This is a genomic window from Hydrogenophaga sp. L76 (genome assembly GCF_057654755.1).
Window position 1 is genome coordinate 3,243,475 of the sequence record NZ_CM172807.1, and the last position, 12,339, is coordinate 3,255,813.

16 protein-coding genes and 1 tRNA gene are annotated in these 12,339 nt (G+C 66.5%); 11 read left to right on the plus strand and 6 right to left on the minus strand.

Features of this window, described 5'->3' with window-relative positions; translation table 11 throughout:
• Window positions 1–20: 20 nt before the first annotated feature.
• From AC23D4_RS15665 to AC23D4_RS15680, 4 genes are all read left to right on the plus strand, one after another.
• Window positions 21–257 carry a YgaP family membrane protein gene (locus AC23D4_RS15665; RefSeq protein ID WP_177136818.1) on the plus strand — a complete coding sequence of 79 codons (237 nt, stop codon included), beginning with the start codon at window positions 21–23 and terminating at the stop codon, window positions 255–257.
• A gap of 30 nt (window positions 258–287) precedes the next feature.
• Window positions 288–1,337 (plus strand): SLAC1 anion channel family protein, encoded by a 1,050-nt coding sequence (locus AC23D4_RS15670; RefSeq protein WP_472888275.1) that lies wholly within the window; start codon window positions 288–290, stop codon window positions 1,335–1,337.
• A 12-nt stretch (window positions 1,338–1,349) separates the two neighbouring features.
• Complete coding sequence (locus AC23D4_RS15675; protein WP_290972829.1) at window positions 1,350–1,655, plus strand: metal-sensitive transcriptional regulator; 306 nt, start codon at window positions 1,350–1,352, stop codon at window positions 1,653–1,655.
• 266 nt (window positions 1,656–1,921) lie between these two features.
• Window positions 1,922–2,683 carry a sulfite exporter TauE/SafE family protein gene (locus AC23D4_RS15680; RefSeq protein WP_472888274.1) on the plus strand — a complete coding sequence of 254 codons (762 nt, stop codon included), beginning with the start codon at window positions 1,922–1,924 and terminating at the stop codon, window positions 2,681–2,683.
• Between the two features lie 43 nt (window positions 2,684–2,726).
• Here the strand turns inward: AC23D4_RS15680 and AC23D4_RS15685 are convergent, their stop codons facing one another.
• Genes AC23D4_RS15685 through AC23D4_RS15695 form a run of 3 tightly spaced genes read right to left on the minus strand, consistent with a single transcriptional unit; the run spans window position 2,727 to window position 4,236 of the window.
• Window positions 2,727–3,134 carry a hypothetical protein gene (locus AC23D4_RS15685; protein WP_472888273.1) on the minus strand — a complete coding sequence of 136 codons (408 nt, stop codon included), beginning with the start codon at window positions 3,132–3,134 and terminating at the stop codon, window positions 2,727–2,729.
• A gap of 2 nt (window positions 3,135–3,136) precedes the next feature.
• Window positions 3,137–3,526, minus strand: a complete 390-nt coding sequence (locus AC23D4_RS15690; protein WP_472888272.1) for a TerB family tellurite resistance protein — start codon at window positions 3,524–3,526, stop codon at window positions 3,137–3,139.
• A gap of 29 nt (window positions 3,527–3,555) precedes the next feature.
• Window positions 3,556–4,236: a Bax inhibitor-1/YccA family protein gene (locus tag AC23D4_RS15695; protein WP_472888271.1), complete on the minus strand. Its 681-nt coding sequence runs from the start codon at window positions 4,234–4,236 to the stop codon at window positions 3,556–3,558.
• Between the two features lie 100 nt (window positions 4,237–4,336).
• Between AC23D4_RS15695 and AC23D4_RS15700 the strand changes: the two genes are divergently transcribed.
• Window positions 4,337–5,224: a LysR substrate-binding domain-containing protein gene (locus tag AC23D4_RS15700; RefSeq protein WP_472888270.1), complete on the plus strand. Its 888-nt coding sequence runs from the start codon at window positions 4,337–4,339 to the stop codon at window positions 5,222–5,224.
• Between the two features lie 12 nt (window positions 5,225–5,236).
• Here the strand turns inward: AC23D4_RS15700 and AC23D4_RS15705 are convergent, their stop codons facing one another.
• A complete protein-coding gene (locus AC23D4_RS15705) occupies window positions 5,237–5,566 on the minus strand; it encodes a YegP family protein (RefSeq protein ID WP_472888269.1) in 330 nt (109 codons plus the stop codon).
• 189 nt (window positions 5,567–5,755) lie between these two features.
• Between AC23D4_RS15705 and AC23D4_RS15710 the strand changes: the two genes are divergently transcribed.
• The 4 genes from AC23D4_RS15710 (at window position 5,756) to rbp (ending at window position 8,297) form a co-directional block, all read left to right on the plus strand.
• Window positions 5,756–6,178 (plus strand): CopG family transcriptional regulator, encoded by a 423-nt coding sequence (locus AC23D4_RS15710; RefSeq protein WP_472888268.1) that lies wholly within the window; start codon window positions 5,756–5,758, stop codon window positions 6,176–6,178.
• Window positions 6,179–6,314: 136 nt separating this feature from the next.
• Window positions 6,315–7,547 carry an extracellular catalytic domain type 1 short-chain-length polyhydroxyalkanoate depolymerase gene (locus AC23D4_RS15715; RefSeq protein WP_472888267.1) on the plus strand — a complete coding sequence of 411 codons (1,233 nt, stop codon included), beginning with the start codon at window positions 6,315–6,317 and terminating at the stop codon, window positions 7,545–7,547.
• A 13-nt stretch (window positions 7,548–7,560) separates the two neighbouring features.
• Window positions 7,561–7,637: transfer RNA gene (locus AC23D4_RS15720), tRNA-Arg, on the plus strand.
• 258 nt (window positions 7,638–7,895) lie between these two features.
• The gene (gene rbp, locus AC23D4_RS15725; protein ID WP_305362069.1) at window positions 7,896–8,297 is read left to right on the plus strand and encodes an RNA-binding regulator; all 402 of its coding nucleotides are present in this window, start codon (window positions 7,896–7,898) and stop codon (window positions 8,295–8,297) included.
• A 107-nt stretch (window positions 8,298–8,404) separates the two neighbouring features.
• On the opposite strand, the gene AC23D4_RS15730 is transcribed toward rbp, so the two are convergent.
• Window positions 8,405–10,171 carry an ABC transporter ATP-binding protein gene (locus tag AC23D4_RS15730; protein WP_472888266.1) on the minus strand — a complete coding sequence of 589 codons (1,767 nt, stop codon included), beginning with the start codon at window positions 10,169–10,171 and terminating at the stop codon, window positions 8,405–8,407.
• 58 nt (window positions 10,172–10,229) lie between these two features.
• Window positions 10,230–10,688 carry a low molecular weight protein-tyrosine-phosphatase gene (locus AC23D4_RS15735; RefSeq protein WP_487623744.1) on the minus strand — a complete coding sequence of 153 codons (459 nt, stop codon included), beginning with the start codon at window positions 10,686–10,688 and terminating at the stop codon, window positions 10,230–10,232.
• Window positions 10,689–10,910: 222 nt separating this feature from the next.
• Here AC23D4_RS15735 and AC23D4_RS15740 point away from each other — a divergent pair, with 222 nt between their 5' ends.
• Window positions 10,911–11,384 (plus strand): acyl-CoA thioesterase, encoded by a 474-nt coding sequence (locus AC23D4_RS15740; RefSeq protein ID WP_472888264.1) that lies wholly within the window; start codon window positions 10,911–10,913, stop codon window positions 11,382–11,384.
• 395 nt (window positions 11,385–11,779) lie between these two features.
• Entirely contained in the window at window positions 11,780–12,301 is a 522-nt protein-coding gene (locus AC23D4_RS15745) for a hypothetical protein (protein WP_472888263.1), read from the plus strand.
• The last annotated feature ends 38 nt before the right edge of the window (window positions 12,302–12,339 follow it).

Sequence of the window (12,339 nt, forward strand, 5' to 3'; positions counted from 1 at the left end):
GTCTTTCTTAGGAGTCTGAAATGACCGTCGAACGTTACATCCGCATCATGGCCGGTTTTGTTGTCATGTTGTCGCTGGCCCTGGGCTACGCGGGCAGCCCGATTTTTGTCAGCGAGTGGTTCCTCGCGCTGACCGCCTTCGCTGGCTTCAACCTGTTCCAGTCCGGCATCACCGGCTTCTGCCCGCCCGGCATCCTGTTCAAGAAGCTGGGTGTGCCCGAGGGCAACGGTTCCTGCTCCGGCGGTAAGTGCAACTGATCTTTTGTTGAACCACCCAAGGTGTCGCCCATGAGCAGCCCCACGCCCCTGAAATTCCTCATGCCCGGCTGGTTCGCACTGGTCATGGGCCTGTGCGGCCTGAGCCTGGCCTGGCACCGCGCGCACAGCGTGCTGGGTGACATGGCCAGCGGCGTCGCGCTGGTGATCGGCGCGCTCGCGCTGCTGGTGTTCCTGGCGCTGATGGTCGCTTCGCTGCTGCGCATCGCGCGCTACCCCGCCGCGCTGGCCGACGACCTGAAGCACCCGGTGCGCCACGCCTTCGTGGCCGCGTTCCCGGTGTCGCTGCTGCTGCTGGCCACCGTGGGTGTGGCGCTGGGGGGCGCCGAGGGCGGCCTGGCACCGCTCTGGCGCGTGCTCTGGTGGGCGGGCAGCCTCACCCAGCTCTGGGCCACGCTGTGGGTGCTGAGCCGCTGGATCTCGCCGGCCGCCGCGGCTCAGCCCGGCCAGGGCCCGGGCAACACGGGGCTGTGGCCGTCGGTCACGCCGGTGCTGCTGATCCCGGTGGTGGGCAACGTGGTTGCGCCGCTGGCGGGTCTGCCGCTGGGCATCGACGGCTGGTCGGCCGCGCAGATGGGCATCGGCCTGTTCTTCTGGCCCGTGGTGCTGACGCTGGTGCTGGCGCGGCGCCTCGCCCACAGCCCGCTGCCCGAGCGCGTGCTGCCGGCCTGGTTCATCACCATCGCGCCGCCCGCCGTGATCGGCCTGGTGCTGATCCAGATGCAGGCGCCGGTGGCGGCGGTGCAGGCGCTCTGGGGCGTGGCGCTGTTCTTCGTGCTGTGGCTGTTGCCGGTCGTGCGCCGCATCGCGGGCCAGCCCTTTGGCGTGCCGTTCTGGGCGCTGTCGTTCCCGTTCGCCGCCTTCACCACGCTCACCCTGCGCCTGGCCGAGCTGCAGCCCGACAGCGCCTGGCACGGCGTGCTGCAGAACGCCGGCGTGCTGCTGCTCGCGTCCACCACCATGATCGTGCTCTGGCTCAGCTTCGCCACCGTGCGCGGCCTGCGCGAAGGCTCGCTGCTGGCGCCCGAACCGGTGGCCAACATCATTCCGGTTTCGGCCTGAAGCCGCCTGGCCATGACCGACGCCGCCGTCCCGCCACAGCCGCTGGCCGCTGATCGCAAGGCCGAGCTCATGCACCGCCTGCGCCGCGCCGAAGGCCAGGTGCGCGGTCTGCAGAAGCTGCTCGAAGACGGCGCCGACTGCACCAAGATCGCCCAGCAGCTGCTGGCCACGCGCCACGCGCTCGACAGCACCTACGTGCGCCTGAACCTGTCCGTGGCCGAGCACGAGCTGGCCCACCCGGCGGGCGACATCGCCGACGCCAAGTCGATCAGCGACGTGCTCGACCGCCTGCAGGCCCGACTCGGCCGTTCGCGGTAGAAGAAACACCCCCGCCGCGCTGCGCGCGACCCCCTCCAGGGGGCGATGCGAGTGGCCCGGCAAAGCCGGTTCCGCCGCATCCTGGGGTGGGCATTTCTCGCCGGAGGAAGCTCCACGCAACCCCGCCATGCGGCGCGCGACCCCCTCAAGGAAGGCCTTTCACGCCGGAGGCTGCCCGCGTGGCCGGGTGCGGAGCACGGTTCTCGCCGGACAGTTTTGTCCACCATGCAGGCAATCGAACACGGGTCGCCCGGAATAATCAGCGCATGGACTTTCTCACCGCTTCGCCCCTGCTCGCCGCTGCCGCGTTCGCCGCCGGCGTGCTCAATGCCATCGCTGGCGGTGGCAGTTTCCTCACCTTTCCCGCCCTGGTGTTCACCGGCGTGCCGCCCATCGTGGCCAACGCCACCAGCGCGCTCGCGGTGAGCCCCGGTTACCTGGGCAGCACCCTCGGCTTCAGAACCGAGCTGCGTGAACTGCCTGTGCGGCGTTTGAAACGCGAGATGTTCATCAGCGCCGTCGGCGGCGTGGCCGGCGCCCTGTTGCTGCTGGTCACGCCGGCGAAGGTGTTCTCGGGCATCGTGCCCTGGCTGCTGCTGTTTGCCACCGCGCTGTTTGCCGCCGGTCCGGCGATCGCCCGGCGCGCGCAGGCGGCATCGGCCGAAGGGCACGGCCTGGCCCGCTGGCGCGAACCGGCGCTGGCCGTGGTTGCGGTGTACGGGGGCTATTTCAACGGCGGCCTGGGCATCCTGCTCATGGCGCTCTACACCGTGGCCGGCGAGACGCGGCTGAACACCGTCAACGCGCTGAAAAACCTGAATTCGCTGGTGCTGTCCTGGTTGTCGGTGGCGGCCTTCGTGATCGCCGGCGCGATCGCCTGGAAAGCCGGGCTGCTGATGATGGTGGCGGCCACCGCGGGCGGCTTCTTCGGCGCCCGCTGGTCCAGACGCCTGCCCGCGGCCTGGGTGCGCCTTGGCGTGATCGTCACCGGGCTGGTGATGAGCGCCCTGTTCTTCTGGAAGAACTGAACGGCGTGGTGCGGTCGCCCGGCGGTGCCGATGCGACCGTGCCTCAGGCGGTTGTGCCCTGCAGCTTGGTGTGACCCGCGAACCGCCCCACCAGCCAGTGCAGCAGGCCGGCGACCGCCAGCAGCGTCAACAGGCCGAAACCCCAGCCCACCCACAACAGCGGTCCCACCCAGGCCATGAGCGCATCGCCCGAGGGCAGCACCGCGCCCAGCCATTGCACCCCATCCGCGGCCAGGGCCTGCAGCGCGGCGAGTGCTGCGGTGTCGACCCATGGGGCCAGCCAGGCCGGCGCTGCCGGGACCGACCAGCCACCCACCGCGCCGCCCGCCTGCGTGAGCGCACCGGCGTCCACGGCGCCCAGCAGCCAGCCGGCGAGCTGCTGGGTCAGGGCCACCAGCCCGGTCCACACGGCGGCCAGCAGGGCCGTGAGGCTCCAGATCAGTGTCTTCATGGTCAGACGCCCAGTGGCCGGCGCCATGCGGCGTTCAGCGCGTCCAGCAGATCCACTTCACCGTCGGCCAGGTGTCCGTCGGCCAGCGTCAGGGCCTCGCACTGCTGCGCGATCAGGTCCTGCAAGTCGGGCCGGGTGATTTCCGCCATGAGCTGCTCGCGTGTGGCGGCATCGACCGTCCCGGTCCAGCGGCCGTTCCCGATGGTGAGCAGGTCCTGGCAGAAATGGTCGAGCACGTCCTTGAAGGCTTCCGGGCTCAGCCCCAGGCGGGCCGGCGCGTCGAGGCGGTCCAGCGCCCGGAGTTCGGTCATCGAGTAGTGGCCATCGGCCACCAGGGCCATGGCCAGGACCCGGGCGGCGGCTTGCGGGCTGTTGACGGGAAGGGATTGCATGTGCTTGTCCTTTCGGTGAAGGGATGGAATCAGTCGTTGCTGCCGATGCCCATGAGGCTCAGCAGGCTGGTGAACAGGTTGAAGGCCGAGACGAACAGGCCCACGGTGGCCAGCACGTAGTTGGTCTCGCCGCCGTTGACGATGCGGCTGGTCTCGAACAGGATCAGGCCCACCGACAGCAGCGCCACCAGGCCCGACACCGCCATCGCCAGGGCCGGCATCTGGAAGAAATAGGCGCTCACGGCCAGCACCAGTGCGATCACCATGCCGGCGAACAGGAAGCCGCCCATGAAGCTGAAGTCGCGACGCGTCGTCAGCACATAGGCCGACAGCGCCACGAAGGTGGCCCCGGTGGCGCCCAGCGCGGCCACGATGGTGCCGGCGCCGCCGGGCAGGGCCAGCGTGTGCGTCAGCAGCGGCCCGAGCGTGTAGCCCATGAAGCCGGTGAGCGCGAACACGGCGGGCAGCGCCCAGCCGCTGTTCTGCAACTTGTGTACCGCGAACAGCAGGCCGAAGAAGCCCACCAGCGTGATCGCCAGCCCGGGCGCGGGCCAGCTGCCGGCCACCGCCAGCGCGGCCACGCCGGCACTGAACAGCAGCGTGAGCGAGAGCAGGGCGTAGGTGTTGCGCAGCACCCGGGCCACCTGCGGGCGGTCCAGGGCGAGCGAAGGGCGGGCGGGCAGGGAAGGGTGGCGTGTTGTGCGTTCCATGAGGGTTCTCCAGAGGTGAACAGGGAGCCTCGAAGATAGGGCTGCACTCGCTTCTGAAAAAGCAGACAATAACGAACAATCATTCAGCCAACCACGAAGCATGAGCCAGGACCTCAACTACAAGCACCTGTATTACTTCTGGGTCACGGCCAAGGAGGGCGGCATGTCCCACGCCGCCGAACGGCTGGGCATGGCGGTGCAGACCATCAGCGCCCAGGTGCGCCTGCTGGAGCAGTCGCTGGGCCACGCGCTGTTCAAGCCCGCCGGGCGCGGCCTGGCGCTCACCGAGGCCGGGCAGGCGGCCCTGCAGGTGGCCGAGCAGATCTTCCAGCTCGGCGAACAACTGCCCGCCGCCGTGCGCGACGCCACCAGCCAGAGCAGCGTGCGCCTCATGGTCGGCATTTCCGACGGCCTGGCCAAGCTCGCCGTGCGCGAGCTGCTGGCCCCGGCGCTCGAAGAGCCGCGCCTGCGCCTGGTGTGCCACGAAGACGACTTCGACGACCTGCTGGCCGATCTCGCCCTGCACCGGCTCGACGTGGTGCTGTCCGACCGGCCCGCGCCCGCCAACCCCAACCTCAAGCTCTACAGCCACGCCATGGGCTCCTCGCCGCTGGGCTGGTACGCCCCCGAAGCCTGGCTGGAGCAGGCCCGCCACGACTTTCCGCACAGCCTGGCCGAGGTGCCGGTGCTGCTGCCGAGTTCACACGCCTCGGTGCGCCTGCGCCTCGACCAGTGGTTTGAGCAGCAAGGTGTGGTGCCCCATCTGGTGGGCGAGTTCGAAGACAGCGCCCTGCTCGCCACCTTCGGCTCCTCGGGCATGGGCGTGTTCCCCGCCTCCGAGCGCATGCGCTCCAAGCTTTCGCAGGGTTATGGCCTCCAGTGGTTCGCTTCCTGCGAGGGCGTGCAGGAGCATTACTACGCCATCGGCACCGCGCGCAAGGTGCAACACCCGCTGGTGCAGAAACTGCTCGATGCGGGGGTGTCCTGAACGGCGAATGCCTCAGACGGCCTTGACCGCCGTGCCCGTGCCGTTGGTCTTCACCGACTCGATGCCCGCGTCGCGACCCGCCGCCGTCTTGTACATCTGGCTGGTGCCGATCACCTGGTGGTTGGCCGCCTTGAGGTTGAAGTAGCAGCGCCCGTCGGACGCGTCCTTGCGCTCGTAGCGCGCGTCGTTGCCGCAGTTGGCCTGCACCGACTGGATGCCGTTCTCCGCCGACGCCTTGGTGTCGTACTGCTCGCTGCGCAGGATCACTTCGCCGTTGCCCGCTTTCAGGACAAACGAAAACTGACCCTTGTCGTTCGAACCCAGTTCGTAGCTGCCTGCCATGTTCGCTCCTTGGTGGTGGATAGAGAGTGCCGAAGCAGGCGGATGATAGGTGCAGCGCCGCGCGCTGAACAGCCGTGCGAGGGTCCAGGTGCCTCCGGCAGCGAGCCATCGCAGGCGGCGCCGGTCGGCAGCCTGGGCGGAAACATGTTCAAATGCCATCCATATAGATTCCATGTGGATGGTATTAAGATGACGAACACCAAACTGGCCGACCCCCGAACCCGGATCGGCGAAACCGAAAAGATGACGATCAACCTGGGCGTGGTGGATCTGGGGCAGGTGGACCTGCTGGTGCAGGAAGGCTTTTATTCCAACCGCTCCGACCTGATCCGCACCGCCGTGCGCAACCTGCTGGCCACGCACGCAGACACGCTGCGCCAGACGGTGGCACGGCGCATGCTCATGCTGGGCCTGCAGCACCTGAACCGCACCGATCTGGAGCGCGCGGTGGCTGCCGGTCAGCGGCTGAACATCCAGGTGGTCGGTCTGGCGCGCATCGCCGACGACGTGACCCCCGAGCTGGCGCTGGCCGCGATCGAGTCCGTGTCGGTGCTGGGGGTCTTTCAGGCCAGCCCTGAAGTGCGCCGTGCACTGGCCGGGCGCATGGTCTGACACATCGCCTGACATCAAGCCCCTTCAACATGGCAGCCGGCGCACATCCATCACCGCCTGCCGAAAGCAAAGCCCCGATTTGAAACACCGCCTCCACACGCCCGACCGCCCCTTGTCCGTCCCGAGAGCCACTGCCATGAACATCCAAGACACCATTGAACGTGCGCTCAAGGCCGCCGGGCTGAACACCGAGAGCGGGCCCATGCGTGGCGTGACCGAAACGATCCGTAAGGCCCTGTCATCGGCGGGTCTGGGTGGCGCGACCGAGCCGCCCCGCGCAGCACCGGGGCAACGCGCGCCCCGGGACAGCGACACCATCGAGGTGGTGGCGCGCGAAGTGGTGGGTTCGGCAGAAGCCGAGACGCCGACCGCCCGCGCCCCTGCCGCCAGGAGGCCCGCCGCCGCCAGACCCGCCGAGACGGCCGAGGGCCAGTTCCTTGCGCGCAGCTTCAGCTCGGCGGCCGGCACCCGTGCCTACAAGCTGTACCTGCCGCCGCAGGCCGCACAGGCCAAGGCCAAAGCCCTGCCGATGGTCGTGATGCTGCACGGCTGCACCCAGTCGGCCGACGACTTTGCCGCCGGCACGCAGATGAACCGCCTGGCCGATCAGCACGGCTTTCTGGTGCTCTACCCCGAGCAGGCCGCGAGCGCCAATCCCTCGCGATGCTGGAACTGGTTCAGCCCGCACGACCAGGTCCGCGAGGGCGGCGAGCCGGCGCTGATTGCCGGCATGGTCGAAGCGGTGGCGGCCGAACAGCCGGTGGACCCGCGCCGCATCTACGTGGCGGGCCTGTCGGCCGGCGCGGCCATGGCGGTGATCCTGGGCCAGACCCACCCCGAACTGTTTGCCGCGGTGGGCGCCCACTCGGGCCTGCCCTATGCGGCCGCGCACGACATCCCCTCCGCCATGGCCGCCATGAAAGGCCGCGTCGTGATGGGCCGTGCGCATTTTCCGGGCACGCCCGAAGACCCGCGGCGCCCCGCCACCCAGGCCGTGCCCATGATCGTGTTCCACGGCGACCGTGACCACACGGTGCAGCAGAGCAATGGTGACCAGATCGTGAGCCAGGCACTCGCAGCGTTCACGGGCCAGGCGGGCAAAAACGGTCTCAAGGAACACCGCGAAGAAGGCACCACCGACGCCGGGCAGCGCTACACCCGCACCCGGCACCTGGGCGCGGACGGGCGTTGCCTCGTCGAGGCCTGGGCCCTGCACGGCGCGGGCCACGCCTGGTCGGGCGGCAACGCCGCGGGCTCGTACACCGACGCCAAAGGCCCGGACGCTTCGGCCGAAATGCTGCGCTTCTTCCTGGCACAGCCAGCCGCCCAGCGCCACGCCGTGGCTTCGACCCCGCCCATGGGTGTGTAGAATCGAGGGCTTCGCGGCTGTAGCTCAGCTGGATAGAGTACTTGGCTACGAACCAAGGGGTCGTGGGTTCAATTCCTGCCAGCCGCACCAGACAGAAAGCCCGCAACTTGAAGAAGTTGCGGGCTTTTTCTTTGTCGGTGCAGGAGGCCTGTGGCGTGTCGGACCAGGGATGTTCACTGGCCGATTCGGTAAATTCACCGTGCAAGGCGCATAATGCGCGAGTGCGAGTCGAAAAACTCGCACAAGTCAGGTGATCGGTCAGTTTCGCGCGCTACCTCGGTACTTTTCCAGTTTGTTGTGCTTTCGGGACCCCCATCGCTTTTGTTTTATGTATTTTGAGGAGTCCCCATGGGCAATAAACTTTACGTCGGCAACCTGCCGTACACCGTTCGCGACGAAGACCTGCAACAGTCTTTCAGCGAATTCGGCACTGTTTCCAGCGCCAAGGTCATGATGGAACGCGACACCGGTCGCTCCAAAGGCTTTGGTTTCGTCGAAATGGGCAGCGATGCCGAAGCGCAAGCCGCCATTTCCGGCATGAACGGCCAGTCGCTCGGCGGCCGCAGCATCACCGTGAACGAAGCCCGTCCGATGGAGGCACGTCCTCCCCGCACCGGCGGCTACGGTGGTGGTGGTGATCGTTCGGGTGGCGGCGGCTACGGCGGTGGCGGTGGCGGCTACGGTGGTGGCGGTGATCGCTCCGGCGGTGGCGGCTACGGCGGCGGCGGCGGTGGCCGCGGCGGCTACTAAGCCCTGCAGTCCAGCCGTCTCAGCCTTGTGCTGAGCACAGCGCAAAAGGCTTCGGAACTTCGGTTTCGAGGCCTTTTTTCTTGGGCGTCATGGGGTGACCCCTTGGCTCAATCGGGCTCGATCTCGACCGCCTGGTCCCGCTCCCCGATCTGCTGGCGCCACATGGCGTAGTACAGCCCTCTTTGCTCCACCAGATCGGCATGGCTGCCGCTCTCGGTGATGCGCCCCTTTTCCAGCACGTAGATGGTGTCCGCGTGCAGCACGGTGGACAGGCGGTGGGCGATCAGCAGCGTGATCTGGGTGCGCGCGCTGGACACCTCACGCATGGTCTCGGTGATTTTCTGTTCGGTGATCGAGTCCAGCGCCGACGTGGCTTCATCAAAAATCAGCAGGCGCGGTTCGCGCAGCAGCGCCCGGGCAATCGACAGGCGCTGGCGCTCGCCCCCGGACAGTTTGGTGCCCGACTCGCCAATCAGGGTGTCCAGCCCCTGCGGCATGCGCGCCAGCAGGCCGGTGCAGGAAGCCTGCGCCATCGCGTGCAGGATCTGCTCGTCGCTCGCGTCGGGGCGCACAAACAACAGGTTCTCGCGCACGGTGCCGGCAAACAGGCTGGTCTCCTGCGTCACATAACCGACCTGGCGCCGCGCCTCGTTGTAGCGCAGGTTGCGGCTGCCCACCTCGTTGTAATAGACCTCGCCCTCGGCAGGCCGGTACAGGCCCAGCAGCAGTTTGACCAGCGTGGACTTGCCCGAACCCGAGGGCCCGACAAAGGCGATGGTGTCGCCGCGCACCGCCTGGAAGGACACGCCGTCGATCGCATTGCCCAGCGCGCCACGGTGGCGGAACACCACGTTGTCAAAGCGCAGCGACTCGATCGGACCGATCGGCAGCGCTTGCGGCGGACGGCGGTCCACCGGCCGGGCCATCAGTTCGGCGAAGTTGCTCATCGACGCACTGGCTTCGCGCCACGCCAGGATGACGGTGCCCAGCTCCTGCAGCGGCGCGAGGATCGCCACGGCAATGAACTGCATCGCGATCAGCTCGCCGGTGCTCAGCACGTCGCGAAAAATGAGCCACAGCAGCGTGAACAGCACCGACAGCTTGAGCAGGCTGAGCGCGGAGCCCTGCCAGAACGTCAGCCACCGGATGTGCCGCACCTTGGCCATTTCGAGCGCGAAGACGGCCTCGGTCTTGGCTTCCAGGCGGCGGATCTCGCGAAAGGTCAGCCCCAGGCTCTTGATCAGCGCCACATTGCGCAGCGACTCCGTGATGAAGCCGGCGTTGCGCGTGGTCTCGCGGTTGATCGAGCGCTGCTGGCCACGGATCTGCCGGCTGAGCAAACCACTCAGGCCGCCCAGCACCAGCAGGCCGATCAGGAACACCGGCACCAGCGCCCAGCTCTTGGTGACGGCGTACCAGACCAGAAAACTCATGCCGATGACCGCGGCAAACAGCACATTGATGAAGGCGTTGAGAAAGCGCTCGGTGTCGGCGCGCACGCGCATCAGCAACGACAGGGTTTCGCCGCTGCGCCGCTCCTCGAACTCCTGGATTTCCAGGCGCATGGTCTGGCGCAGGCCGTCGTTGAAGATCTGCGTGCCGAAGCGCTGCACCACCAGCCGGGTCACGTATTCCTGCACCGCCTTGGTGGCCCGTGACGCCAGCGCCACGACCACCGCCAGGGCCAGCAGCAGCAGCGCACCGCGCACCAGCTCTTCGTCGCTCTTGGTGTGGCGCTGTGTGGCGTAACCATCGATCAGCCAGCCGAAAATGATGGGGTCCACCAGCGCCAGAATCTGGCTCACGGCGGCCAGCAGCAAGGCCAGCGCGACGAGCTTTCGCTGGGGACGGAGGTATTTCCAGAGGATGTGCATAGATTCCCAGAGGACAGGCCTGTTGAGCGTACCCCGGAACGCCCCGGCGAGCGACGGTTCAGCCCGCGCCGTCGAGCGCCTGTCGCACGTGCTGCATCAGCCCTTCGCAGCCGTCTTCCACCAGGTCCAGCACCTCTTCAAACCCGCGGGCCCCGCCCTGGTAAGGGTCGGGCACCACGGCGCTGTGATGGTGCTGGAAGAACTCGGCGAAGCGCCGCAGCTTGCGGGCCTGTTGGGGCGGGCAGCGCTCCCGGGCCAGTGCGAGGTTGTCCCCGTCCATCGCCAGGATCAGGTCGAAATGTTCGAAGTCGCTGACCTGGAGCTGCCGTGCGCGCTGGGTCGAGAGGTCGTAGCCACGCTGGAGCGCGTGCGCCTGGCTGCGCGCATCGGGCGGGGCGCCGACGTGGTAGCTGTGCGTGCCGGCGGAGTCCACCTGCACCCGGTCGCCCAGGCCGGCGGCCTGAACCCGGGCTTCGAAAACGCCGTGGGCCGTCGGGCTGCGGCAGATATTGCCCATGCAGAGGAAAAGAACACGGTAGGGAGGGCGGTGGTGTGCGTTCACGGTGCAGTCGGGGGCGGGCGGTGGGTGCCTTCGGTGGCGGTGGCGCCATTTTGCGCGCGGAACACCGTGGCGCAGGACCACCACCCGCATTCGTTTTGCGCCGCGTGGCAACATCGCGGCTGCGCGTGCCCGCGCCCGGCCGAATCCCCGTTCAACCCACCCCCCGCGAAGACCCCCATGGAACTGCCCGCCCACCAGCTCAGCATGTCGGTGCTGATGACCCCCGACACCGCCAACTTCTCCGGCAACGTGCACGGCGGCTCCATCCTCAAGCTGCTCGACCAGGTGGCCTACGCCTGCGCCAGCCGATACGCCGCCGCCTATGTGGTGACGCTCAGCGTGGACCAGGTGGTGTTCCGCCAGCCCATCCACGTGGGCGAACTCGTCACCTTCCTCGCCTCGGTCAACCACACCGGCAACTCGTCCATGGAAGTGGGCATCAAGGTGATCGCGGAAAACATCCGCACCCAGGAAAACCGCCACGTCAACAGCTGCTTCTTCACCATGGTCGCGGTCGACGACGCCGGCAAACCCACCCCCGTGGCCCCCCTGCGCCCCTTCACGCCCGACGAGCGCCGCCGCCACGCGGCGGCCGAGGTGCGCAAGGCCATGCGGCGCGAGATGGAGCAGCGGTTTGGGGCGGTGCGGTAGGGGAGGTGGGCTGGCTGAGCTGCGAGTTTGCGGTGGACAGGTGTCGGACACTTCAGGTCATACGTCCGATTAGCAAATCCCCATTCCCTTGGTTGGTATTAGACTGTCGTCATCCTTGGTTGCTGGGTGATTAAAAAAGATGTCAACACCATTGCCTCCGTGCTTTAGGCACAGAGCGCCCAGTTCCTGTGCCGGGTCAGCAGAACATGCGTCCGTTCGCCCCTGGTTGGATCTGCTTTAGTACAACTGCACCTTCAATTTGTCCTTGTAGACGCGCAAGCGAAGTGTCGCCCGGTCGAAAAACTGCTCATACAGCGGTACCTCAATGTGCAACTCACCGTTGACACGATTGGTCCTGAAGTCTTCTCGAAAACCTGTTCCAACCTGGAGTAAAAATGTCTTTTTCCTTTTATAAGCTGTGCTCGTCAATTGGGATTGCGTTCACATTGACCGGATGTCTTTCCACATCCAATCTGGTCCGTGATTCGAATGGGTTTTCGGAAAGTAATCAACGGATCATTCAACTGGTTGCGGAGAAAGCAAAAGATATATGTTTAACCGGACGGCACAGGGAAAACGGCGGAAAGAAGACCTTTGTTTCTGGGGTGCCAATCAGTCAAGCTCTGGAAATTCGAAGAATCTATATTTCTAACACTAACTGGTATAAATTTCAAGCTATAACTCGCGGCATATTTGACCATGTTTATTACAACTGGCAGACTTCCGAATTAAAGTGTGGTGATATTAGTTGGCAAGAGGATAAGGTCTTGGCAGGAATCGTATTTGTTGAGTTGACACCAGGTTCTCCAGAAGCTTTGGCAACCCCTGCTCCTCCTGTCCCAGCTCCTGCTGCTCCTGTCCGAGCCCCGTTGAAGCAGCCAACTATTGAACCAGCTCCGACAGAAAATCGGGGATGATATTTTCATGAAAAAACTATTACTCCGGCGGCTTGATG

What these genes read in the sequence shown, in the direction of transcription:
- AC23D4_RS15665 (WP_177136818.1), top strand. Translation starts at nt 21, where the DNA reads ATGACCGTCGAACGTTACATCCGCATCATGGCCGGTTTTGTTGTCATG.
- AC23D4_RS15670 (WP_472888275.1), top strand. Translation starts at nt 288, where the DNA reads ATGAGCAGCCCCACGCCCCTGAAATTCCTCATGCCCGGCTGGTTCGCA.
- AC23D4_RS15675 (WP_290972829.1), top strand. Translation starts at nt 1,350, where the DNA reads ATGACCGACGCCGCCGTCCCGCCACAGCCGCTGGCCGCTGATCGCAAG.
- AC23D4_RS15680 (WP_472888274.1), top strand. Translation starts at nt 1,922, where the DNA reads ATGGACTTTCTCACCGCTTCGCCCCTGCTCGCCGCTGCCGCGTTCGCC.
- AC23D4_RS15685 (WP_472888273.1), bottom strand. Translation starts at nt 3,134, where the DNA reads ATGAAGACACTGATCTGGAGCCTCACGGCCCTGCTGGCCGCCGTGTGG.
- AC23D4_RS15690 (WP_472888272.1), bottom strand. Translation starts at nt 3,526, where the DNA reads ATGCAATCCCTTCCCGTCAACAGCCCGCAAGCCGCCGCCCGGGTCCTG.
- AC23D4_RS15695 (WP_472888271.1), bottom strand. Translation starts at nt 4,236, where the DNA reads ATGGAACGCACAACACGCCACCCTTCCCTGCCCGCCCGCCCTTCGCTC.
- AC23D4_RS15700 (WP_472888270.1), top strand. Translation starts at nt 4,337, where the DNA reads ATGAGCCAGGACCTCAACTACAAGCACCTGTATTACTTCTGGGTCACG.
- AC23D4_RS15705 (WP_472888269.1), bottom strand. Translation starts at nt 5,566, where the DNA reads ATGGCAGGCAGCTACGAACTGGGTTCGAACGACAAGGGTCAGTTTTCG.
- AC23D4_RS15710 (WP_472888268.1), top strand. Translation starts at nt 5,756, where the DNA reads ATGACGAACACCAAACTGGCCGACCCCCGAACCCGGATCGGCGAAACC.
- AC23D4_RS15715 (WP_472888267.1), top strand. Translation starts at nt 6,315, where the DNA reads ATGAACATCCAAGACACCATTGAACGTGCGCTCAAGGCCGCCGGGCTG.
- rbp (WP_305362069.1), top strand. Translation starts at nt 7,896, where the DNA reads ATGGGCAATAAACTTTACGTCGGCAACCTGCCGTACACCGTTCGCGAC.
- AC23D4_RS15730 (WP_472888266.1), bottom strand. Translation starts at nt 10,171, where the DNA reads ATGCACATCCTCTGGAAATACCTCCGTCCCCAGCGAAAGCTCGTCGCG.
- AC23D4_RS15735 (WP_487623744.1), bottom strand. Translation starts at nt 10,688, where the DNA reads ATGGGCAATATCTGCCGCAGCCCGACGGCCCACGGCGTTTTCGAAGCC.
- AC23D4_RS15740 (WP_472888264.1), top strand. Translation starts at nt 10,911, where the DNA reads ATGGAACTGCCCGCCCACCAGCTCAGCATGTCGGTGCTGATGACCCCC.
- AC23D4_RS15745 (WP_472888263.1), top strand. Translation starts at nt 11,780, where the DNA reads ATGTCTTTTTCCTTTTATAAGCTGTGCTCGTCAATTGGGATTGCGTTC.